Annotated in this window: 22 protein-coding genes, 1 tRNA gene and 1 riboswitch; of the genes, 13 read left to right on the top strand and 10 right to left on the bottom strand. The window is 46.0% G+C overall.

The genetic code is table 11. The features are described 5' to 3' along the window. Positions 1–53: 53 nt before the first annotated feature. Both rph and ACYCS5_RS05650 read left to right on the top strand, forming a co-directional pair. Positions 54–815 carry a ribonuclease PH gene (gene rph, locus ACYCS5_RS05655; protein ID WP_013311675.1) on the top strand — a complete coding sequence of 254 codons (762 nt, stop codon included), beginning with the start codon at positions 54–56 and terminating at the stop codon, positions 813–815. Then, the gene (locus tag ACYCS5_RS05650) at positions 815–1,447 is read left to right on the top strand and encodes an XTP/dITP diphosphatase (protein WP_165148721.1); all 633 of its coding nucleotides are present in this window, start codon (positions 815–817) and stop codon (positions 1,445–1,447) included. Before rph ends, ACYCS5_RS05650 begins: the two co-directional genes overlap by 1 nt. A 95-nt stretch (positions 1,448–1,542) precedes the next feature. On the opposite strand, the gene asnB is transcribed toward ACYCS5_RS05650, so the two are convergent. Continuing rightward, positions 1,543–3,387 carry an asparagine synthase (glutamine-hydrolyzing) gene (gene asnB, locus ACYCS5_RS05645; RefSeq protein WP_165148724.1) on the bottom strand — a complete coding sequence of 615 codons (1,845 nt, stop codon included), beginning with the start codon at positions 3,385–3,387 and terminating at the stop codon, positions 1,543–1,545. A 163-nt stretch (positions 3,388–3,550) separates the two neighbouring features. Between asnB and ACYCS5_RS05640 the strand changes: the two genes are divergently transcribed. Next, the gene (locus ACYCS5_RS05640; RefSeq protein ID WP_013311672.1) at positions 3,551–3,910 is read left to right on the top strand and encodes a hypothetical protein; all 360 of its coding nucleotides are present in this window, start codon (positions 3,551–3,553) and stop codon (positions 3,908–3,910) included. Positions 3,911–4,234: 324 nt separating this feature from the next. Here the strand turns inward: ACYCS5_RS05640 and ACYCS5_RS05635 are convergent, their stop codons facing one another. Then, the gene (locus tag ACYCS5_RS05635) at positions 4,235–4,528 is read right to left on the bottom strand and encodes a DUF4870 domain-containing protein (RefSeq protein WP_134903061.1); all 294 of its coding nucleotides are present in this window, start codon (positions 4,526–4,528) and stop codon (positions 4,235–4,237) included. A gap of 174 nt (positions 4,529–4,702) precedes the next feature. On the opposite strand from ACYCS5_RS05635, the gene ACYCS5_RS05630 reads away from it, so the two are divergent. After that, positions 4,703–4,776: transfer RNA gene (locus ACYCS5_RS05630), tRNA-Arg, on the top strand. A gap of 467 nt (positions 4,777–5,243) precedes the next feature. After that, positions 5,244–6,146, top strand: a complete 903-nt coding sequence (locus ACYCS5_RS05625) for a PhzF family isomerase (protein WP_459760937.1) — start codon at positions 5,244–5,246, stop codon at positions 6,144–6,146. A gap of 151 nt (positions 6,147–6,297) precedes the next feature. On the opposite strand, the gene ACYCS5_RS05620 is transcribed toward ACYCS5_RS05625, so the two are convergent. Continuing rightward, a complete protein-coding gene (locus ACYCS5_RS05620; RefSeq protein WP_165148727.1) occupies positions 6,298–7,641 on the bottom strand; it encodes a 6-phospho-beta-glucosidase in 1,344 nt (447 codons plus the stop codon). Positions 7,642–7,812: 171 nt separating this feature from the next. Between ACYCS5_RS05620 and ACYCS5_RS05615 the strand changes: the two genes are divergently transcribed. The 4 genes from ACYCS5_RS05615 (at position 7,813) to ACYCS5_RS05600 (ending at position 11,074) form a co-directional block, all read left to right on the top strand. After that, positions 7,813–8,787 carry a LacI family DNA-binding transcriptional regulator gene (locus ACYCS5_RS05615; RefSeq protein WP_165148729.1) on the top strand — a complete coding sequence of 325 codons (975 nt, stop codon included), beginning with the start codon at positions 7,813–7,815 and terminating at the stop codon, positions 8,785–8,787. 240 nt (positions 8,788–9,027) lie between these two features. Further along, the gene (locus ACYCS5_RS05610) at positions 9,028–10,422 is read left to right on the top strand and encodes a helix-turn-helix domain-containing protein (RefSeq protein WP_165148732.1); all 1,395 of its coding nucleotides are present in this window, start codon (positions 9,028–9,030) and stop codon (positions 10,420–10,422) included. 231 nt (positions 10,423–10,653) lie between these two features. Next, the gene (locus tag ACYCS5_RS05605) at positions 10,654–10,815 is read left to right on the top strand and encodes an aspartyl-phosphate phosphatase Spo0E family protein (RefSeq protein WP_176715706.1); all 162 of its coding nucleotides are present in this window, start codon (positions 10,654–10,656) and stop codon (positions 10,813–10,815) included. Positions 10,816–10,879: 64 nt separating this feature from the next. Next, positions 10,880–11,074 (top strand): XRE family transcriptional regulator, encoded by a 195-nt coding sequence (locus ACYCS5_RS05600; RefSeq protein WP_459760936.1) that lies wholly within the window; start codon positions 10,880–10,882, stop codon positions 11,072–11,074. A 274-nt stretch (positions 11,075–11,348) separates the two neighbouring features. On the opposite strand, the gene thiE is transcribed toward ACYCS5_RS05600, so the two are convergent. The 6 genes from thiE to ACYCS5_RS05570 form a co-directional block, all read right to left on the bottom strand. Further along, complete coding sequence (thiE, locus tag ACYCS5_RS05595; protein ID WP_459760935.1) at positions 11,349–12,050, bottom strand: thiamine phosphate synthase; 702 nt, start codon at positions 12,048–12,050, stop codon at positions 11,349–11,351. Then, a complete protein-coding gene (thiD, locus tag ACYCS5_RS05590) occupies positions 12,047–12,877 on the bottom strand; it encodes a bifunctional hydroxymethylpyrimidine kinase/phosphomethylpyrimidine kinase (RefSeq protein WP_459760934.1) in 831 nt (276 codons plus the stop codon). Before thiD ends, thiE begins: the two co-directional genes overlap by 4 nt. Then, positions 12,874–13,716 (bottom strand): hydroxyethylthiazole kinase, encoded by an 843-nt coding sequence (thiM, locus tag ACYCS5_RS05585; protein WP_459761301.1) that lies wholly within the window; start codon positions 13,714–13,716, stop codon positions 12,874–12,876. The genes thiD and thiM overlap by 4 nt, the downstream gene beginning before the upstream one ends. A 74-nt stretch (positions 13,717–13,790) precedes the next feature. Further along, positions 13,791–14,480, bottom strand: coding sequence for a thiaminase II (tenA, locus tag ACYCS5_RS05580; RefSeq protein WP_459760933.1), 690 nt, complete (start codon positions 14,478–14,480; stop codon positions 13,791–13,793). A gap of 136 nt (positions 14,481–14,616) precedes the next feature. Then, a riboswitch (TPP riboswitch) is annotated at positions 14,617–14,719 on the bottom strand. Positions 14,720–14,897: 178 nt separating this feature from the next. Continuing rightward, complete coding sequence (locus ACYCS5_RS05575) at positions 14,898–15,851, bottom strand: AEC family transporter (RefSeq protein ID WP_459760932.1); 954 nt, start codon at positions 15,849–15,851, stop codon at positions 14,898–14,900. A gap of 73 nt (positions 15,852–15,924) precedes the next feature. Further along, complete coding sequence (locus ACYCS5_RS05570) at positions 15,925–17,646, bottom strand: NAD-dependent malic enzyme (RefSeq protein ID WP_459761300.1); 1,722 nt, start codon at positions 17,644–17,646, stop codon at positions 15,925–15,927. Positions 17,647–18,044: 398 nt separating this feature from the next. On the opposite strand from ACYCS5_RS05570, the gene ACYCS5_RS05565 reads away from it, so the two are divergent. From ACYCS5_RS05565 to ACYCS5_RS05550, 4 genes are read left to right on the top strand one after another with little or no spacing between them, the layout of a single operon-like run. Next, the gene (locus ACYCS5_RS05565) at positions 18,045–19,166 is read left to right on the top strand and encodes a glycosyltransferase (RefSeq protein WP_459760931.1); all 1,122 of its coding nucleotides are present in this window, start codon (positions 18,045–18,047) and stop codon (positions 19,164–19,166) included. A gap of 4 nt (positions 19,167–19,170) precedes the next feature. Beyond that, entirely contained in the window at positions 19,171–20,436 is a 1,266-nt protein-coding gene (locus ACYCS5_RS05560; protein WP_459760930.1) for a polysaccharide biosynthesis protein, read from the top strand. Beyond that, a complete protein-coding gene (locus ACYCS5_RS05555) occupies positions 20,420–21,646 on the top strand; it encodes a glycosyltransferase family 4 protein (protein WP_029518375.1) in 1,227 nt (408 codons plus the stop codon). The genes ACYCS5_RS05560 and ACYCS5_RS05555 overlap by 17 nt, the downstream gene beginning before the upstream one ends. Continuing rightward, positions 21,606–22,517, top strand: a complete 912-nt coding sequence (locus ACYCS5_RS05550; protein ID WP_459760929.1) for a glycosyltransferase family 2 protein — start codon at positions 21,606–21,608, stop codon at positions 22,515–22,517. Before ACYCS5_RS05555 ends, ACYCS5_RS05550 begins: the two co-directional genes overlap by 41 nt. Here ACYCS5_RS05550 and ACYCS5_RS05545 read toward each other — a convergent pair. Further along, positions 22,485–23,192 carry a response regulator gene (locus ACYCS5_RS05545; protein ID WP_069011050.1) on the bottom strand — a complete coding sequence of 236 codons (708 nt, stop codon included), beginning with the start codon at positions 23,190–23,192 and terminating at the stop codon, positions 22,485–22,487. The two genes, ACYCS5_RS05550 and ACYCS5_RS05545, sit on opposite strands and share 33 nt — an antisense overlap. Positions 23,193–23,235: the final 43 nt, after the last annotated feature.

The following is a 23,235-nucleotide window of genomic DNA, read 5'->3' as shown; positions in this document are numbered from 1 at the left end:
TTGGTAAAATAAACATATAAGAACAGGTTGCATACGACGTAGGAGGAAAAAGCATGAGTAGATCTAACGGACGAAACGGTGATGAGCTGCGCCCGATGAAATTGACAGCAGGAGTAAATAAATACGCGGAGGGCTCTGTTTTTATAGAGGTTGGCGAGACGAAAGTCATTTGCACGGCTACTGTAGAAGAACGCGTCCCCCCCTTTATGAAGGGACAAGGAAAAGGCTGGGTAACCGCAGAGTATTCCATGCTTCCGCGTGCGACTCATAGCCGTAATCAGCGTGAAGCTGCGCGTGGCAAGCTGACAGGCCGTACCATGGAAATTCAGCGTCTGATTGGAAGAGCATTGCGTTCGGTGGTCAATTTGCAGGCGCTTGGTGAACGGACGATTACGTTGGATTGTGATGTCATTCAGGCGGACGGCGGAACACGTACAACCTCAATTACCGGTTCTTTCGTAGCGTTGGCGATTGCGGTCAATAAAATTGCTACCCAGCACAAGCTGCCTGTTTTTCCGATTACCGATTTTCTGGCTTCCGTCAGCGTAGGGGTTGTAGGTGAAAAAGCGTTGCTGGATCTGAACTATGAAGAGGATTCCAAGGCCAAAGTGGACATGAATCTTGTCATGACTGGCAGTGGAAAATATGTCGAGCTGCAAGGTACAGGTGAAGAAAGCCCATTTGACCGTAACGAGTTGGATCAACTGCTTAGCTTGGGCGAACAAGGGATTCTGCAAATGATTGAGCGCCAAAAAGAAGTACTTGGACCGATTGCTGATAAGATCGGTGCTGGACGTACAGGAGCTGGCGCCTAATGCAGCTGGATGGCCCGGTCGTCATTGTCGCTACGAAAAATAAAGGAAAAGTGCGGGAATTTGCGCATGCTTTTGCGCCGTTTGGCAAGGAAGTCAGAAGCATGTACGATTATCCCGACATTCCTGATGTCGTTGAAGATGGCAAAACCTTTGCCGAAAATGCACTGAAAAAAGCAAAAGCGGTTGGAGATGTGCTCGGATTGCCCGTGCTGGCCGATGATTCAGGCCTCTGCGTGGACTTGCTGGACGGTGCACCGGGGGTATACTCTGCCCGTTATGCTGGAGAAGGTGCCAGCGATCACGAAAACAATATCAAGCTGCTCGACGTTCTGGAATCGAAGCAGCTGGGTGATGATACGGGACAGCCTTTGCTAAGCCCGGCTCAATTCGTCTGTACCTTGATTCTGTATAATCCGCAGACTGGCGAGACGCTGGAATCGACAGGTTCCGTGGAAGGCTGGATTACTACTGAAACCGCCGGCAGCGGTGGGTTTGGGTATGATCCGCTGTTTTATTTGCCAGAGTTTGAGAAGACAATGGCCGAGCTGACGTTGGAACAAAAGCAGGCTATCAGTCACCGAGGGATAGCTCTGCGTAATTTGGCAACAAAGCTGGGTAATCCACAGGCATAGCTTGGTAGCAGGGGCGAAATCATCCCCCATTCACATAACGAAAAAAGGCTATCCGTCAGTCATGAGCTGCGGATAGCCTTTTTGGTATTTTTAGCTTATCGAATAGCTACCTTGTAAGTGCGCAACCAGTTATCCACTTGGGCCAAATAGGCAAACAACTGCGGACCCGACATCAGTTGACCAAACCAAGGCAGATTGGTGGATGCCTCCGGTGAGGCGGCAATATCGCGTACCTTTTGCGCATCAATCAGCTTGAGCAGTGGGGAAGAGGAGTCATCCAGCAGCTGCAGCGCCTGCTTTTTCACAGCCTCAAGGTAGGAAGGGTTATGCGTTTTTGGATATGGGCTTTTTTTGCGATACAGCACATCATCCGGCAGTACACCCTCAAGCGCCTTGCGCAAAATACCTTTTTCACGTCCGCCTGTCATCTTAATGCTCCACGGAATGTTCCATACATATTGCACCAATCGATGATCGCAATACGGTACCCGCACTTCGAGTCCGGCTCCCATACTCATCCGATCCTTGCGGTCCAGTAGAGTAGGCATAAAGCGGGTGATGTTCAAATAGGACATAACGCGCATTTGCGCAGCTTTTCCTGTTTCTCCTGGTAGCTTCGGCACTTCTCCTACCGCTTCGGAGTAGCGGTCGTTCAAATACTCCAGCGGCTTGATCCAGTCCCGCACTTCGGGAGACAACAGACTGGCTCTCATGTCAGGAGCAACTGCCCACGGGAATGTACCCGAATTCAGCATATCCTCCCGGTGGAACCATGGATATCCGCCAAAAACTTCATCCGCAGCCTCGCCGGAAATAGCGACCGTAGCCCCTTTTTTAATCTCCCGGCAAAAGAGATACAGCGACGAATCCACGTCCGCCATTCCGGGTAAATCCCGCGTTAGCGTGGAGTTGTTCAGAGCTGCTACGACTTCTGGCGTATCGAATTCAATCCAGTGATGATTTGTCCCTAATTCATCCACCATCCGCTGAATCCAGGGGGCATCGGCTCCGGGTTGAAACGCATGGGCTTTAAAATGCTTGTCGTTATCCACATAATCGACCGAATACGTATGAACTTGTCCCTGCCTGGTACGTTTGTAATAATCGACAGCTAATGCGGATAGAGCGCTTGAATCCAGCCCGCCAGACAATAAGGTGCACACCGGAACATCCGAAATGAGCTGCCGCTCCACCGTATCCAGCAACAGTTCTCGTACCTTAAGCGCCGTTTCTTCGGTGTTATCCTCATGCGCAATGCTTTCCAGTGTCCAGTAGGCTTGAATGCGCACGCCGTCGCGGCTGTAAGTCAGCGTATGCCCGGGGCGTAGCTCCTTCATAGACGAATAGACGCCGTGTCCGGGGGTACGTGCAGGACCGATGATAAAGATTTCGGCCAATCCCTCAGCGTCCACTGCTGCTTCTACCGCTGGATGCTGAAGCAGTGCTTTGGGTTCTGAGCCAAATACGAATACTTCTTCGGTCTGGCTATAAAATAGCGGCTTCACTCCCAGCCGATCCCGTGCCAGAAACACCTGCTCCCGCTCACTATCCCAGACCGCAAACGCAAAAATGCCGTTTAACCGATTCACACATTCGGGGCCCCATTCGATATAGGATTCGAGCAGCACCTCCGTGTCGCATTGTGTACGGAAAAAATGCCCGCGCTGTTGCAGCTCTTTTTTCAACTCAGGCGCGTTATATATTTCCCCGTTATATACAATCGTATAAGTGATATCCTCCAGCTGCCGGATCATGGGTTGAGCGCCATTTTCCGGGTCCATAACGCTCAGTCTTCGGTGTCCGAAGGCACACGGATTGGATATCCAGGTACCCGCAGCATCTGGTCCGCGATCGGAGAGCGTTTGTGTCATATTCAGCAGCAGCTCAGATTGATGCATTAAGTCTCCGTTCCACTGTATGAAACCTGTAATTCCGCACATGTCTGTTCATCCTCTCTTTATCGTGTTCATCCAGTGTTGGAATGAATCAAAAACTAAATCCCCAGTTCAACAGTATATATGCCGAAAAGAAGCATAAAATGTCTGTCCGTTCCGAAAACTACTGATGGGGCAACCCGTCTACTCGCAAGGAAGGAGGAAGACCATGTACTACATCAAGGATGCCAAAATCCGCCGCTTCACTGAACTTGACGGAGTGCGTTGCGCTGAGGTAGAGGTGCGGCCTGGTGCCGCGGATGACCCGGAACTGCTGGTCTATATCACGGCCAAGGATCAGACGGATGGTCAGCATGACTATGACATGGTACGGATCATCCGCAATGACGCCGATCTGGAGCTGGATTGGTACGACAATAACCTGCATTCGGCATTTGAGGAAGTGACAGACAAGGCTTTTACCGATTCTACACACATTACTGCTGGTGAGGAGCGAGAGAAGTTCAAAAAAGAATTGCTCTCCTATGGGCAACTCAGTACAGAGTTCGCCAAGGAGTTCGGGGCATGAGGATATGGTGTGCTATGCCTCGGCTTTTGTTGATTTGGGCCCCGGCGCCATCGCCGGATCAGCGTGAAAGGAGGGGGAAATCATAGACGGCAAAGCGAATTATAAGAAAAATAAAGGCAGCAGTTATATTCATAACAATGAGTTTGCAGAAGAAGTGCTGGAGAAAAACGTAAGACATGAGGTACGTAGAAGCCCTAAACGCTTTGGGAATAAATAAGCAGCCATAGCCATTGAACTAAATAGGAACAGCAACTCATCAAAAATAACCCTAAAGAAGCCTCTGTATCCCGCCAAGTTTGCGGAATATAGGAGGCTTCTTTTGAACTAAGCCGCTTCACGCAGCGTCATAATTCCTTTGTAGATGTTATACACAAAAACCCCGAGATAGACCACTACGAATAGCAGTACAAACCCGATCACTGAACCTGCATGATTCGCCGTTATAATAAAATACACTAGCGGAATCGCCGCAATAATGGGGAAAATATGCGATAAAATAGCTTTTTTTGCATGTTCCTGAACATATTCGTCCCGTACTGCAATCCACACAATGACAGGCACTAGAAAAGGTGCGAAGAAAATGCTGAAATAACAAAGTGACGACAAAAGACCTCTCACGGATTAACCCCTCCTTTATGCATGGTTCTTTGTACATAATACCCCGTTAGCGTCCAAATGATTCCTTTTGCAGCCAGCTTCCCAATATCATAAAAAAATGATTTTGACAGTTGCCCGAAATGTGATATAATAATCAATGCGCTGAATACATAAGGTTTTATTGATCACCATCTTGTCCCAGTAGCTCAGCTGGATAGAGCAACGGCCTTCTAAGCCGTCGGTCGGGGGTTCGAATCCCTCCTGGGACGTCGAAGAGTTCAGATATGTAAAGTTTGAACGAAATTGAAAATGCTTCAAATCCTTGATATATAAGGGTTTGAGGCGTTTTTTCTTTTATTGGGGTTACGATAGAAAACGTTAGAAAAAAGGTGTGATTAATACACCTGTTTACACAAATTATACACACGATTTTTACACGCTGTGCACCTCTTGTTTTATGAATTGAGTTACTCAACAGGCGTGGCAGAATCTAAAAGTATCTATAATCATAAAAGATTTATTCCATTTTTAGATAAGGATTGAGAAGACCATTTCAGCTAACTGCGGCTTTAGTTTAATAACAATCGTCCATAAAAGAGCGCGATTCTATAATAAGGATCAGTTCGTTTTCATTAAAGGGCCATATTATATCTTTTAATTTAAGTGAAACTGCCTAAAAAGTATGTTAATATCAGTTTTAACAGACAGACAAACTAGTATTTATAGAGGCGAAATTATGGAAAAATATAGAATATATCAAGTAGACTCATTTACAAAAAATAGATTTCATGGTAACCCTGCTGGGGTTGTTCCAAACGCAAATGGACTTACAGATGAGCAGATGCAGAGAATTGCAAGAGAATTAAATAATTCGGAAACTGCATTTATTTTTGAAACAGATTCTTCAAATTATGATGTTGAAGTAAGATTTTTTACTCCAACAACAGAGGTTCCAATTTGTGGTCATGCAACAGTAGCAGCGCATTATATTTATGCAATTGAGAGAAAAGCTGAAACTGGAAGAATTATTCAAAAAACAAAAGCAGGTATATTGCCTGTTGATGTTATAAAGTATGAAGATGACTATTCTATTGTAATGACACAGGGAGAACCTTCTGTATCAGAGCCTTTAAATGATGAAATAAGAAGTCAGATTGCAAATGCGTTAGGTATTTCTTGTAAAGATATTTGCATGGAATATCCAGTTGCAATATCTTCAACAGGTCATTCTAAGGTAATGGTTCCGATTTACTCCAATGAAATACTACATAGTTTAAAACCTGATTTGCAGAAGCTTACAGAAATCAGCAAGCATATTGGATGTAATGGATATTATGTTTTTACATTAAATCCACAAGAGGATATATTGGTTCACGGAAGAATGTTTGCTCCTGCAATTGGAATAGCTGAAGACCCGGTGACAGGAAATGCAAACGGACCGCTTGGAGCCTATTTGGTACACTATAACATTTTGCAAAATGAGAATGAGCAGTCTTTTGATTTTGATATTTTACAAGGTGAGGCAATCAAAAGAGAGGGAACAATGCATGTTCATGTGAAAAAGGAACAGGGAAAACCCGTATTAGTTCAAATTACGGGGAAAGCGGTTATTGCTTTTTCAACGGAGATCATACTTTAAAAAAGTTATCAATAATCTTAATGACGGATTGTCAAGCCAAGTACAAACCAATAACACCAATGTCCCAGCAAGTACTCCTGGGACGTATAGCAAAAAGCTTCCTACATGTAGGAAGCTTTTTTGTGTTCCAGCAGGATGATTGCTGCTAGCTTTATACCGTCGCCTTCTCCTTATGAGCAAAGAATTGAGGTAGATGCTCTTTGTGTGCTTCTAGTAATTCATCCAGTACGGTTTGAGCAATGTCACCACTTGGTACGAGCGGATTCAGGGTGAAGGCTTGCAGTGCTGTTGCATAGTCACCGGTGACCGCCGCTTCAATCGTCAGCTCTTCCATTGCCTTCATCACTTGCAGCAAGCCCCGCTGGGCAGGTGGGAATTTGCCAAAGTTGACAGGTTCGGCACCATGAGCGCGAATGACACTGGTCACTTCGATGGCGCTATCATAAGGAACATCATCAATCGCCCCATTGTTACGTGTACTAACTACCATCAATGTGCCTTTGTTGTTATAAATGGAATTAATGATCTCACAGGCTGCATCGCTGTAATGCGCACCGCCGCGTTTGGATAGTTCCTCTGGTTTGTAATCCAGATTCGGATCTTTATACAATTCAAACAGACTTTCTTCCAGACGTTTGACCACTTGGCCCCGAGTTCCTTCGTTTTTGGCTTCCTCTAATTCTTCCTTGAGCATGTTATCCGTCATATAGTAATACCGATGGTAAGGACAAGGCAGCATTTTCAATTGACGAACTTGATCATACAGAAAGCGCATGTTCTTAATATTTTCTACGACTTTCTCTGGCTTTGCGCCCGGAGCGTACAGTCCTTCAATAACTTGCTCTGTTAATTCGACCCCTGTTTTGTCATAAACTTTGTGCCAATGAAGGTGGTTAATGCCTGCAAATTTAAAGAATAGCTCTTCTTCCGGTTTGTCCAGCACAGCCGATGCACTCTTGATCGCGCCGATTGGAACATTACATAATCCGATGACTTTATCCCACTGACCATAACGAAGCACGGCTTCGGTGACCATACCCGCAGGGTTGGTAAAATTAATTAACCATGCATTCGGACACAGTTCTTTCATATCTTCGACGATACTGAGGATAACAGGGATGGTACGAAAAGCTTTGAACATCCCACCGGCCCCATTAGTTTCCTGACCGATCATGCCATGTTTTAACGGAATACTTTCATCCTTAATCCGGGCTTCCAGCAAGCCTACCCGAAATTGGGTCGTTACAAAATCAGCGTCCTTCAACGCTTCCCGGCGATCCAGGGTCAAATGTATCTCACAATCAATGCCTGCGGCTTTTACCATCCGTTTGGCCATGGCGCCTACGATCTCCAGTTTTTCACGACCTGCCTCAATATCTACCAGCCACAATTCCCGAATGGGAAGCTCTGCATAACGTTTGATGAAGCCTTCTACTAATTCCGGTGTATAGCTGGAGCCTCCGCCAATGGTTGCAATCTTTATGCCTTTTTTCATAGTTAGTGCCTCCTAAGTATGTTTTGTAAACCGCTTTCTTAAGCACAAATTCACTGTAATCCCTGTAATGCATTACAGGTCAAGCGCTTTTGAAAAACTTATTTTGGGAAGGTGACAATTATAGGGCGGACACCACGAACATGCTAAAATAGAAAGAACGAGGTGAGAAAAATGGCGAATATTCATGAAATTGCAAAGCTGGCGGGGGTATCCTCGGCTACGGTGTCCCGTGTCATTAACAACCATCCGTACGTAAGTGAACCGACAAGACAGCGTGTGCAGGAGGTCATAGATCGACTGGATTATGTTCCTAATCTTAATGCGGTATCTTTAAAAAAAGGCATGACCAAGCTCATAGGGATTATTTCACTTTCTTTTAATGATTCATTGGGTTTATTTGTGCGCGGATTTACAATGTATGCCCAGGAGCATGGCTTTAATATAGCGCTGTTTATTACCAATGGGGAGAAGGAACAGGAGCTTGAAGCGCTGGAAATGTTGCGGAGAAAGCAACTGGACGCCTTGGTCTGTATGATTCGCGTTAATGAGTGGAGTGTGATTGAGCATTATACAAAATATGGCCCGATTGTGACCTGGCAGCGTGTAAACATTGAGGCAATCCCGTCTGTATTTATGGATCAGTATCAGGGCTATACGCTGGCATTGGAACATTTGTACACCCGAGGATATCGGAAAATTGTGAATGTGTACGGCAGCATGCGTGGGTTGAATACAAAAGAACGCATTCGAGCTTATCATGACTTTTGCGAAAAATATGATTTGGACGCTGAGGCCTTCCCGCATTTTTATGATTTAAATTCAATAGAAGCTGGTGAACAAATAGCTCATTGGTGGGCAGAACGAGCACCAACAGACAGGCCGGACGCCTTCGCCTGTTCTACCGATTATTTGGCAGCAGGTCTTTTGACTGAAGCGCGTAGGCTAGGTGTTTCTGTACCGAGTGATTTTGCAGTAGTAGGCTTTGATAACACCGAAATCTCGCATTTGCTTGATTTAACTACGATTCATTACCCGATAGACAAGCAAGCTGAGAATGCGTTCATTATGATTCGAAATGCCCTCGAAGGGCTGGATGAAACGATACATCATCTGGAATTCAAATTAGTAGAGCGAGCGACCACCTGAATTCTGAAAGGGTTGTGTTTCAAAGCTTCTCAATGAAAATGATGGAGGTGTTCACCCATCCATTGTTACAAATATTTAAATGCTAATGAATATATGAATTAATGTGGTATTTTCACCTTTTTAAGGGGTACTAATAATGTGGATATTAACTAAAGCTCATTGACGTATGTTAAAATTTGGACAATAATTTGAGATGAGATTATAAAAATTTGGTGTTTTTATGTGAAGGGTGGTTATGACTTGGGACATACACCTACGATCTTAGATAAGTTTGAGAATTTTTTAAAACAAAACAATTTGACTTTGGCGCAATTTTCCGAACATTCAGGTGTTCATCAAAGAACACTTAATAATTGGATTGCCAAGCATCGTCCTGTTGCTATACATCAGCTAGATCGAATCACTTGGGCTATGGGACTACCAGAAGGTTTTTTTTACGAACTATACATAGATAACTACATCATTGAGCGTTCCCCAGATTGGCGGCGAATTGAGCCGTTGTTATTTCGCTGTGCGGAACTGGACAAGTTACATGCGATCCAGCTTGTAGTGGCCCATATCATGGACAACCTCCTTTATTCCCCGAAGCTATTCGATGCGGCAGAAATGTTATTCGCACAAGGTCAGCGTAATGCTGCTTTGTTACTCTATGAGGGGATTGCGGAAGGCGAGAAGTACCAGCACTCTGAACGCTTGGCTATCTGTCAGTATCGTCTGTTTACGATTCAGGTGGGGAACGATCAGATCCGAAATCTCAAGGCGGCTACTCGATTTGAACCCTTTGTCGAACGTCTGGATGAAATAGATCAACTTGATGCGTTGAAGGATCTAGCGAATGTGTATCGTTCATTACACGAGTGGGATATGCTTTATGAAACAGCTCAAAAAATGAGACATAAAGCGGAAATTTATTATTCTATGAAACAACGGCAGAAGAAGCAAAAGAGTGAGGAGTCTTATATGAGGTTAAGTCGTCCCATATTTGTTTACATTACCTATGCTGATTTACTGTGTGCTAGTGTATGTGAAGCCCAAGGCAATTATCAGCAAGCTTTACAGTTTACATATGCCTACGCAAATTTAGATTGGGTGATTGAGACAGACGAGGAAACTCGACACTGGATCAACTTGTACGAGCATTGGGCAGTAGGTAATATCTTTGTAAATAAACTTCTGTCTGGGGATACCAGTGTGCTTCCAGATTATGTTGAATATATTGTAGCTACATTAATTACTAACGAAGATGAAAAGCTCTCAATGCTGTTGAACATTATAATAGCGGCTAACCGATATGCAATAGATGTTGATGATGTACTCTCACGTTTTGAAGTGGAGTTTAATTCTTTTGATCCAGCATCTACTGATATGTACACACATCAAGTTGTACCAGAACACATAACGCTTTTTAAATATGAACTTGCTAAGTATTACTTGAATAGAGGTAGCTACACGCATGGCTTTAAATACTTGCTAGACGTTTTATCTAAATCATTAACCATTAATAAAGAAGCTTTTTTTATTAGGTGCATAAGACTATTTGAGAAGTTTAAAGCGTTTGCAGATGTTAAGGCCCATATGAGGTACGAAAGTTTAGTGAGCGAAGGGCAAAGAGAAAGAACGTTTTATTATTGGTAGTAGTATCCTTTTATTCATGTAGGATTAAGATCCTGTATGTAAATATTATTAATAGAAACTAGAGCCTCTGCTCCACTTTATTAGTGGAAACGGAGGTTTTTTGCATAGATTTAGGGACGCCCTTATTTATGAAAACTTTTGTGATATTCTCTTTTTGTTAGGCGCATCATCCGAAAAACCAAAAAACGTCTTTTTATTCTAAAATGTGACATAGAGGAGGGGATCATACTGATGAACCAAGGTGTGACTTTACTTCGTGTCGAGAGAGCTAGGAGGAAACTGTACCAAGTCCAGAAAAAGTATGGATTTTTAACACACCCCAAAGTAATTGAGCAATCTAAAAGGTTGGATTACCTGTTGAATCATTACCAAACATGCAGATCGAATCATTAAGCTCTGGTGTATTACATGTTGCGTAATACATGATTCCAAAAACTAAAACTTGGAGGTAGTGATGTTGAATCATCGAAATTCTGTAACCCCTTTTGGATGGGAGATCAAGCAAAAACTGCTCGAGAAAAGAATGGATCAGAAAACTTTTTGTAGTACATATCATATTCCAGCTTCCAGATTGTCAAATCTCATTCATGGGACACGCAAGGCTACAAGATACAGAAAAAAAGTATCCGAATTGCTCGGAATTGAAGAATAATGTATTATTTCTATTTTTGAAACGACTCTGTCTGAACATAAGTATTAATTAAAAGCGACTTATGCCATCGTGTTTCTTTTGAGATAAATAAAAATAGGATAATTCCGAATAAGATCATAAACATAATCAGTTCTACGATCGTATCGGTTATAATACTGGTCTTATATAAAGTCTCGACAACCTAAGAAGACGATCTGATTAATCAGATCGTCTTCTGCTGGGTATGAAACGAGAAATTATTTAGTCAATCGAAACAATTTGCTATGATCCATCTTTATCTTTTATTAAATGATTTTTGGGACATCTCTCGATTTTTGATGCCTAGCACTACCTTTTTCTTTAATTCCTTGACCGCGCCTCTAACCTGCTCTGTCTGTGTCACGGCTGAAATCACCGCCACACCATCTGCACCTGCACGTGCGACTTCCTCAACACGGTCGACTGTAATACCTCCGATTCCAACAATCGGCACATCAATTCCCGCTTTACGCATCTCATATAAAATTGCTGGCCCATGTACAGCATGGGCATCATCCTTCGAGAGGGTAGGATAGATTGGCCCGACGCCGAGATAATCAGCACCTTGCAGAATGGCTCGACGTGCTTCCTCAATGGTATGGGCAGAGACGCCTAGAATTCGATTTCCGATTCGCTCGCGGACGGTTTCGGCGGATTCATCATCCTGACCGATGTGAACACCGTCGGCGTCGAGTTCAAGAGCCAGCTCCACATCGTCATTGATGATGAAGGGGACACCAGCATCGCAGCACAGGTTCTGTAGCTGGCGCGCAAGTTCGAACATAGGGACGCCCGTTAACGCGCCATAGCCCTTTTCCCGGAACTGGACCATAGTTGCACCGCCAGCCAGAGCCTCCTGCACGACCCAGCCTGGTTCCGCGAGGCAATTCACGCTTCCAAGCACCAGGTACATCTGTAGCTGGCGGCGCATCACCTCGGGCAACATTCTGCCGCTCATAGAAGCATCTCCTGACGACGACGGAAGGCCCAATGATTGGTGGGCCCATGTCCCTGTCCAAGCTGCAAAGATTCCTCAATCGCCGCCTGGATGAAGGCTTTGCCATTCGAGATAGCCTCCGGTACAGACATCCCTTTCCCTAATTCTGCGGTAATCGCTGCCGAGAAGGTGCACCCAGTTCCGTGTGTATGGACAGTCCGTACTCGCTTGCCGCTCAGCTCTGTAAAGGCGGTTCCGTCAAAGAGCAGGTCAACAATCTGTCCGCTGCTCTCGCTCTCGTCAGCGTGGCCACCCTTGATCACAACGAATTCTGATCCCATACTGCTAATATGTCTTGCAGCCTCGCGGCGATCCTCCATCGTACGGATGCTGATCCCTGTCAGGGCTTCCGCCTCCGGAATATTTGGTGTAACGACCAGGGCCAAGGGGAGCAGTTCGTCCTTCAAAGCCTGCACCGCCTCCAGTTGCAGCAGTTCAGCGCCTCCCTTGGCAATCATCACGGGATCGACGACGACTTTTTTCCAGCCGAACTTTCGGATCTGCTCGCTCACAAGACGGATGATACCCGCATTAAACAGCATGCCAGTCTTCAGGGCATCCACTCCAAGATCTGATCCTACAGCTTCGATCTGTTCCGCTGTTGCTTCCTGTGGCAGTGGATATACGCCGTGAACCCCCAAGGTGTTCTGTACAGTAATGGCCGTAATAGCTGACATGCCGTATACGCCAAGCTCTTGAAAGGTTTTGAGATCGGCTTGAATTCCGGCCCCGCCGCCACTGTCCGAGCCGGCAATCGTCAGTGCTCTGGGTACACGAGTGTCTGTCATCGCGCACCACCTGCTGTAGTTGTTCCGGCTTCACGGACAGTGACATGCCCCTCCAGCGAACCAGTATGTAGTTTGGCGAGCTCGTCGAGAAAGGCAATCTGGAAGCTGCCTGGCCCTAGCTCTGCGGTACGTGCTGCGGCTCGGGAAGCTGCTGCACTGTAAAATGCCAAGCCTGCTGTACCTGCGAGCAGCAGGTTGGGTTCAACAGCTGCAAAGGCACCTAACACAGAGGTCAGCAGGCAGCCTGCTCCGGTTACCTTCGTGAGCAGCGCGTCTCCGCCGCTTATCATTCGTGCTTCGGCCCCATCGGTGATGACGTCTTCTTTTCCAGTGATGACAACCATTGTATTGAGCGCTCGAGCAGCCCGAATTGCCAGATCGACATGGCCGCTGTCAGCACTGTCACCAGCATCTACGCCTTTAATCTCACGCGCTTCTCCGACAAGATGGGCAACTTCGGCTGCGTTGCCCCGTACCAATGAGATTTTGACTTTACTCAGGATTCGCAGTGCCGATTCAGTTCTAAAGCTCGTTGCTCCCGCACCGACCGGGTCTAGCAGGACCGGAACACCGTGTGCATTCGCCGATTGTCCAGCAATGATCATGGCATCCACCAGTTCGCGGTTCAGCGTACCGATGTTTAACACGACGGCGCCTGCTATTTTGGCCATATCTGCTACTTCCTCGGGTGCATAGGCCATCACTGGGGAGGCTCCCAATGCATACAGGCCGTTGGCGGTAAAGTTGGTGACTACCACATTGGTGATATTGTGAACGAGGGGTTTGCTATTTTGTACCTTCGTTAGGAGATCCGAATAACTTTTTTCCCATGTACTCATCATGATTATCCTCTCTATAGTTGGTGGTTCAACAGGACATTAACCGTACTTCACGCATCGAATTGACAGGCTGACTATTCCAAGACCGCTGCCTGCATCTGGACCGGCCATTCTTCCTGCTTATAAGCCATGTCCCAGAACTTATATTCCAGCTGGCAGCTCAGTATAAAATGCTCAATCATCCGCTCCCGCTCAGCAGCCGTTGCCCCTTCCGCCCAAGCATCTACACGTTCTCGGAACTTGAGTGTTGTATCATCAAGCTGGTCTCCATAGAAGCCCATCCATTCATAGAACGGATGGGACTTATCCGGCTTTACTTCATCTAGCAGCCTGCGGCCAATCTCGGCATACGTCCACATACATGGCAGCAGCACAGCCAAGATCTCGCCCAGGTTGCCCTCATGCGCAACCGTCAGCATGTGCCGGATATAGTGATGAGCCGACGGAGCGAGCGAATATCCCTGCAATTCTTCATAGGTCACCCCTGCGACAGCACAGAAATTTTGATGCGGGTGAACCTCGCTGTGGAGAATAAAAGAGATTTGTTCATTAAATACAGCCATGTCCTCCCGATTCGTGCATTTGGAGATTGCGATGCCGTATATCCGCATGTAGGCGTTCAAATATTCAAAGTCCTGTTTTACATAGTGAATCAGCTGTCCCCTTGTCAAACTTCCTTCAGCAATACCTCTCACAAAGGGATGCTCAAAAATCGCTTGAAAAATGCCGTCCGCCTGCCGACGGAGTTCTTGTGTAAAACTCAATTTCGCCACCTCCATAAAATTGAAGAGCAAGAAGTCCTGTAAGAATATAATTCCGGAACAACGCTAAAAAGCCGCCCCAGAAAAATGGAGCGGCTTCAACAATAGGCCCAATACGCAAAAAACGCTTGAAACCTTATATACGAAGGCTCCACTTTCCTACGCTAGTACGAACTAGATCAGGTTCAAAGGGTCCAAGATACGTTCTTGTCTCAGCCATAGCGGCTCCCCTAGTGGACTTCTATTCTTTTGACTATTACTGTACATACGTTCATACGCTATGTCAAACATGTCTATCTGGTCAAGGGCCAAACGACAGAGCTGAAGTTCGCTTCCGAGAGGGAAAAAGGCGCTGGAGAAGATCAGTTCCGTCTACACGAAGGAATTCGCGGCAGGCTCCAATGTCTAAATAATCAGCATTTATACCAATAGAGAAATCAGTACTGGGAGTGTAACGAGCGATATGACAGCACTGATGACAAAGGAGGAGGCTGTTTCTGATTCCAGGCTTTCAAAACGGGTGGCGATCATAGCAGCGACTGCTGAACCCGGGAAGGAAACGAGCAGAACTGCCTTCACAGTATCTGCAGACGACAGACCGCATAGGTAGGCGATCAGCAGCATTAATAAAGGCTGTACAATTGTTTTTAACAGTGCGATGGCAAAGGCACTTACACTAAAACTAATGTTGCGTACGCCAATGGTCACTCCGACAGCGAATAAAGCGGCCCCGGACGTAATGTCTCCGATTTGATTCAACGATTTGTTCAACAAATCCGGTGAATGGAAGCCGAACAAGGTCAAAATTACACCAATCAGTGGAACCAGCGCCAGCGGTTCTTTTAATCCATGAAGAATGGAGTCCCAGATTAACCTTCCGAGGTGACCGTTCCGTTCTTTGCCTGAATTCCTGCTGGCTACGGTAGCTATAATGGTAGCCGCCGGGTCAAGGACGGCATTGACTACGATCCCGGTAAGCGCAATCGGAATGGCGACAGCAGCGGAACCGTAGATGGCTCCAAGCACAGGAATACCCATAAAAGCAAAGGTAGGCTGTGCCGAGTTCAAAGCAAACATGGCGGCATCCTTCACTGACTGCTTCCCCGCAAAGCGGGACAGTAGAAGGAGAACGGCAAAAAAGCCGACAATGCCAATGAACAGTGCCAGCAGGAATGGCCATTGCTCGATGAGTGCTTTCCTGTCCGTTGTCGTGATACCGATGAATAGATGCGCAGGCAGTGCAAATTTGGTAACGAGCGCATTTAAGGCCTTGGAGGAAGAGGCATCAAAGCTTTTGTAATGCCCCGCTAACCACCCTAAAATAATAACGAAAAAAATCGGCACCAAAATGTACAAGATATGTCCGACACTCATAGATTGATTCTCCTTGCTTGAACTGACGTATTCTGCCTGTCTGAACAAGGCAATCCCTTTCCTAAATGGAGCATTAGTGAGGGTGATGTATTACGCTTTCCACTGCTTTGACCTTGACATATTCCGGTTTCCACATTGCATCCCGTATAGCTTGTTCAACATCTGAAATGTGTGCCTGAGCTACCTGATCCTGAATCGCTGCTTTCGCTACCGCAACCGCAACAACGTACGAAACATCACGTAATTTTTGGATATGAGGGAGCAACGCACCGCCAGGCTTATTCGAATCTACGCCATTGGCAACGGCATCTGCTGCGGCTGTAAACATCGCAGGGGTAATCCTTTTGGCTTTAACCACAATCGCACCCAGACCCAGTCCCGGGAACACAAAGGCATTGTTCGCCTGTCCAATTTCAAATTTCGTACCGTTATAAGTGACGGGGTCAAAAGGGCTTCCGGTAGCAATTAATGCCTTGCCATCGGTCCACCGTATTAGATCCTCAGGTATAGCTTCTGCAAGATTTGTAGGATTGGACATGGGCATAATGATCGGGCGTTCTACATGCTTCGCCATCTCTTTGATGATCTCTTCAGAAAAGGCACCTGCTACTCCAGAAGTTCCGATTAATAGGGTAGGCTTCACCTGACGGATGACCTCCAGCAGCGGTATTTTGCCGTCATCCGACCGCGTCCATGAGCTGACTTCCTCTTTTTTACGTACATACGGTTTCTGATATTCCAGTACATCTTCCATATCGTCCGTTAACAGCCCACGGTAATCAAAGGCCCAAAAGGACTGGAATGAATCTTCCGCGGAAAGGCCGTCCTCGATCATAGCGCCCCGAATTTGGTCAGCGTTACCGACCCCTGCTGCTCCTGGGCCGAAGACAAGTACCTTTTGCTCACGCAGCGGAGTCTTGGTGACACCCACCGCCGAAAGAATTGCAGCCAAGGTCACCGCTCCTGTACCTTGTATATCATCGTTGAAGGTGAGTATACTTTGACCGTATTTTCCTATAATATGGCGTGCATTTACGCTACCCACATCTTCCCAATGTAAAAGCGCCTTCGGGAATTGCGCTAACGTTTTGCTGATAAAAGTATCAATAAACTGGTTATAGGCTTCTCCGCGAACCCGTTTATGGCGGTTTCCGATGTACAGTGGATCATTCAGCAACTTTTCATTATTCGTACCTACATCCAGTACAATGGGCAGCACCCGCCCGGGATGAATGCCTGCCGCAGCCGTATACACTGCAAGTTTGCCAATAGCAATGTTAATCCCCCCGACACCCCAGTCCCCAATCCCCAAAATACTTTCGGAATCCGTTACGACGATCAGGTCCACATCCTCGCCGCTCAAACCGGAATTATAGAATGCTTGTCCAATACCGTTCGGATTATCTATCGACAAATATACGCCCCCAGGACGGTTGTACTCGTGACTGTATTCTTGAATCGCAGTTCCTACGGTCGGCGTGTAGACTACGGGCAGCATTTCACTCAAATGATCGGTTAGTAGCCGATAGTAGAGGACGACATTTCGGTTGTGGAGGTCGTTGAGAGAAGCATTTTTACGTAGCATGGTAGGTTGTGCGAGAAATTGCTGATATGCTCGTATGCTCTGTTTCTCTAATGAAAGGACGGTGGGAGGAAGGATTCCTTCCAAACCCAGTTCTTTGCGTTCTTCTTCTGTAAAAGCGACACCTTTGTTCAAAAGGGGATTTGCTAACACATCCTTTCCCCGCAATGGAGTAGATAATGACCCATCGCGATTGACATAAAAAGCTTCCATAGAAAGACCTTCTTTCTTTTCATTTTCATGATTATTCATGACGAAAGATGACATGTTGTCCATAGTATAGACATGCGAATCTGGTTTATTCATCTATCTTTCTATGACAAAATAACCATATTCATTTCTTTCTGTTGATCTAATAGGACTAACCTTCGATATGGATTCGCTAAACTAATACTAAGGATTTTGGTTCTAGTGAACCAGGTCTAAATACTCTGTTTTTATCAAATATAAAAATCAGTTTTTCTTCTCTTATTCCCTTATATATCATGGAGTGTCAGCTATTTTGTTAAGAAAATATGAAGTATTTGGACATTAATTTAATCCCTATAAACAAACATTTTTAATTCTTTTTCAACAAAATAGAACTATTCGGAGGAAAAGGAGAGGTTTGTGTGCAGGGACCTATAGCCATTTTTAGCGATAACGACAGGGCTATTGATTATCCCAAGGTGATTTGTTTTTACCAGTATATACAGTGCGAGGACACGGAGACAGCTTCAGTCTACGAGAACGCATGTTGCTGCCTGATTGATTATAGGGAGCCGGGGCAAGCGGTGCGGAAAGCCAATCAGATCCGTAGCCAATTTCCGCAAATGCCATTGTTACTGGTGACGGATGTAACATTTCCGTTCAGTGATCAGCATATGGTGCAAATCACCGGAGTAGGCCGTTTGCGGCTGCTATTTTGGCAAGCCAATGACACCGAAGAAATACTTTCGGAAATTCAAAGCTTGCTCTATCCCGAGTATTCGACCAAAAGCCAACATATTGCATTTATCTTGTCTGTATATAACGAAGAGCAACGTTTTGTTCATGTCAAAACCTTTGCTGAACGACTGCAAGCCTTTATCCGTAGCCATATTATTGAAGGTTCGATTTATCTCATTGATGATGGCAGCCACGATGGCACCCATGCCTTGATTAAAGCGCTGGAGGCAGCAACGGACTTATCCGTAAACCGGATTAATCAGAATCTTAGTCCGCTGCTTCAAACAAGGGAATTGGGACGCAATACACGTAAGGCAGGGACGTATCTGGAAGGGATGCGGACCATTGGTGCGGATTACTACGTATTTGTGGACGCGGACGACTCCTTTTTTATTGAGGATATTGCCAGAATGATTAATGTTGTTCAGCAGGGCTATTATGATGTCGTGATCGGAACCAAGGATATGACCGCCGAGAATCGATCTTTATTGCGATCCGTTGTCAGCTTTGGTAAGCGGGTTATTTCCCGTCCTTTTTTACCCACAGGTGTGGTGGATTCCCAGACTGGGCTTAAAGTGATGAGTTCGGTTGCAGTGAAGCGGATGTTTCCGCATTTAAAGGAACAGCTCGGACTGGCGCTGGATCTAGAAATGATGTTTATTGCCAAGCGACTCCAGCTTCGTGTGCTGCAATTACCCGTCAAATGTATTGACCGGGATGGCTCGCACATCCATGTCTGGAAAGATTCCATTCGTTTTTTACGCTCTATCATTGATATTTGGCGACTGGATCGGAGGGTGAGATAACAACGTGAACAACCGATTGCGATCGTTGATGTTTCCTCTCTTTAATGTGCTGCTTAACGGATTTAATTTTTTCTTCCACATTGCAGCGAGCTGGTATCTTACCGGACAAGCCTATGGTCAAGCGAATGCGCTGCTGGCCCTCTTTGCACTGTTGTCCGTTTTGGGCTTATCCATCCAGCTATTGACCGCCAAGCTGGTATCCAAGGGTGACAAGATGCTTGCGCTACGTAGCTTACCGCTCGGTTCTCTATTACTAAAAGCACCTTTGGTGCTAACTGTGCTTGCCATGATCATTTTACTCATGTTTCATCCGTTATTGCGCTCGCTTTTAGGCGTCGATTCCGCCCCGCTATTCATGCTGTATGGCTTGATCGGCCTACATATTTTGGTGAGTTCGTGCCGTGGAGATTTACAGGGTAGGGAACGCATGTTGGCGCTCAATGTGAACTATTACATTGAAGTAATAGGGAAGCTGAGCTTGTTTTTTGTTCTGGCTGCACTGGGGTTAAAGCTGGAAGCCCTACTATTGGCGAGCTGTGGGGGAATGTTGCTGTCGCTACTCCACGGCTGGATCGTTTCGGCTCGTGGCTTGTCCTTATTCACAACCAGTGGAGAACATATCCCTTCTGGGCTATGGAAGTCATTGGGTCAGGATTTCACCGATAGCCTTATGACGAATTTATTCATTTTGTTTTGTATCTCTATCGACATGTTGTATGTACAGCATTACTTTCCCGAGCAGGCCAGCAGCTATGCCATTGCGCTGAAGTACAGCCAGTTGGTCTATTACGTTTCGTATAGCCTGATTGCTGCCTTTATTCCAAAGCTCGGTGCGCAGGGGCATGACCGCCAAGCTTTGGGCAAGTTGATTGCCGTCTATGCCGGATTAATGGCTGTAGCTGCGATCTGTGTATATGTGGGCACGACCTTTGTGTTCCCATCCTCTATACCCATATTATTCGGAGCCTCTTACCAATCGGCCGAGGCCTATATTCCATGGGGGGGATGGGTGTACTGGTTATTTTCCATCGTGCTGTTTTTTGTGCATGTGCACGTATTGGTGGGCAGACGCAAATTTATGTTCAGTCTGATGGCAGGAGCCGCGGCTTTATTAGTAGCCTTTCATATTGCCCACACAGAGCCGGTAGATTTCTTGCTATCTGAGTTCATGGTTTACGGAGCTATGGCTCTCTACTTTGTGATAGACGCCTATGTGCATTTGTTCAAAATAAAGATAAAGGGGGATGTACCCCATGAATACCATACATGAACAGGACGGTAAAACCGTAGTTCTATTGCTGTCCTGGCGTGACATACGTTCACCTAAAAGCGGAGGAGCAGAAATTTTCACCCACGAAATGCTTAAACGCTCACAACAAGGCCGCTTCCAGTTCATTCATTTTTCACCCCAATTTGAGGGGATGCCTGAGCATGAAATTATCGACGGTATTACGTATATTCGAAAAGGAAACATATACAGTGTTATTTATTATGCGATGCGCTATTACCGTCGTCATCGAAGGAAGATCGACTATGTGATTAACCAGGCGAATACGCATCAATTCTTTACCCGATTTTGGGTGGAGGCATCCAAGCGGATTTTTTTCATACATCAGCTAACAAGGGAAATATGGTTTGAGAACGCCAAATTCCCGCTAAATGTTATTGGGTTTCATATGGAACCCTTGATGCTTAAGCTGGCTCGTAAGGATCGAACGCTTACGGTATCTCCGTCTACTCGGTATGATCTACTTAAGCTGGGCTTTCACCCGGATCGTGTTCATCTTTTACCGGAAGGCATTGAGTTTGATCATTGGCCGCGCGAACAATTTTTAACGAAGGAACCTAATCCGACCTTCATGTACGCTGGGCGCTTCGTCAAATATAAAGGCATTGATCTGGTCGTTGAGGCCTTTGGGCAGCTCAAGGAAAAGTTCCCTCAGGCTATGTTATGGATTGCCGGAAAAACCGATAAAACCTATGTGGCAGAACAATTGTTGCCGATTATGAAACGGTATGGATTAACATACGGAGAACCGGATGAACAGGGGCAATCGCAAGCTGATATTACCTTTTACGGATTTGTTTCAGCAGAGCATAAGCTGGAGCTGATGAGTCGTGCCCACGCGCTGGTGTTTCCTTCCTTGCGTGAAGGTTGGGGGTTGACAATTACCGAAGCGGCAGCGGTTGGAACGCCCAGCATTGTCAGCAATTCACCGGGTCTGGTGGATGCAACGGATTTTGGGAAGAGCGGATATCTATGCTTTCACGGCGACATCCGGGGATTATCTGAACAAATGGAAAGAGCAGCGAAGGGCGGCGAAGATTACATGGCCATCCGTGAGCGGGCGTATCAATATGCGTTAAGATTCCATTTTGATCATACGGCTGCTGCGTTTGAGCAGTTGATGGAAGATTGGATAGAGGAGGCGGAACAGAGTGGACAAAGTGGTCATTCTCTTCTCCACGTACAACAATGAACGGACGATAGAGCCTTGTTTGCGAAGCTGTATGGGGCAAAATTACAAGGATCTGCATATTGTAATTGCTGATGATGGCTCCAATGACCGGACCGTCGAGACGATTCGTATGCTGTCGACAGGGAGCGCAGTACCCGTAACGGTATTGGAGCTTCCCCATGGGGAGCGGGGAGTCGCTAGGGTTAGAGCGGTTGAGGAAGCGAAACGCTTGGGTGCCGAATACATATTTGTATTGGATTCCGATATGATTTTAGCCGAACATCTGATTCAGCAGAGCATCGACTTTTTTGATGATCATCAGGATATTGGCGCTTTGGTCGTTCCGGAGGAGGCGTATTCGGAAGCGAATAATTTTTTTTCAAAAGTGAAAGTTTTTGAGCGAAATGTAATTAACAATGCGGGTGAGACCTTGGGAAAACGCTCCATTGAAGCGGCACGCTTCTGGCGAATGAGCGCTTACGAATCGACGGGTGGGTTTAATGCGGAGCAGATTGCTTTTGAAGAAATACAGCCGACCTTACGTTATATAGAGTCTGGTGGAGTCATTCGCCGGGCGGTATTTACACGGGTATATCATGATGAAAAACAGGTGTATCTGCACGATGTATTACGTAAAAAAGCCTACTACTTTTCAGTGATGGATCGTACGATGTCATCTGAAGAGGGCGGATTACGAAAGGCACTGGAACGTTGGTATTTCTTCCGTCCGGTGCTGTATACGTGGGGGAATTTGAAAAACTATATCCGTCACCCGTTGCTGACGATGGGGATGTTGTGGATGTATGTATGCCTAACTGTGATTGGGGTAGCCGCCGTGTTAAAGGGCGGCACCCGTCACTCAGGCGATCTCGCTAAGGCGGATAAGGCGTAACGATGAATGTCCGAGGGTCAGCGTATCCAGCGTGTACAGGTCGGGATCGGAAGATTCCGACTCCTCATACGGTATGTATAATGAATGCGTGGTTAACTGAATACCTTCCCCGTCAGGATGACGTAGTGAGCGCCCAACAGGATACAGCTCAGCAAGTGCAATGTGTACAGCGGTTACGATATCTTGTTCATTCAGCAGCACATAGGGTCGGTACGGAGCATTCAAAATGCTGTCTATAAATACTGACAGGTCGGAAGCTACGTTCTGGTCTGCTGCATGCAGGCTGTTTCGATTGAGTTTGGCTTGATCAAGCGCCTCATACAGTATTTTTTTTAGCGTATCATCATCCAGCTCCAGCGGTTTCGTCAAAAAACGGAACACACCGACTTGATTAATCGCCGATAAAATGGACTGCGTATGCAGGTGACCAGACAAAATGATTCGTACGATATGTGGATAATCTTTCTTAATCATGCGAAGGAAGGTAATCCCATCCAGACCAGGCATGAGCAGATCGGAAACGACCACATCAATCGGGTGCTGTTCCAGCACTTGTAGGGCTTCTTTGGGCGTGTGAGCGGTATGTAAGGTGAATGCTTCTTGCGTCAAGGTCCGTTCAAGCAGGGACAGAACCATAGGGCTGTCGTCAACAAATAGAATGTTTTGGGGTGTCATAAGAACTGCGCAACTCCAATCAGGAAGTAAGAAATGAGGAACT

This window comes from Paenibacillus sp. SEL3 (assembly GCF_054602585.1).
The sequence above is the reverse complement of the archived record's forward strand: the minus strand, read 5'-3'. Positions and strand labels throughout refer to the sequence as shown.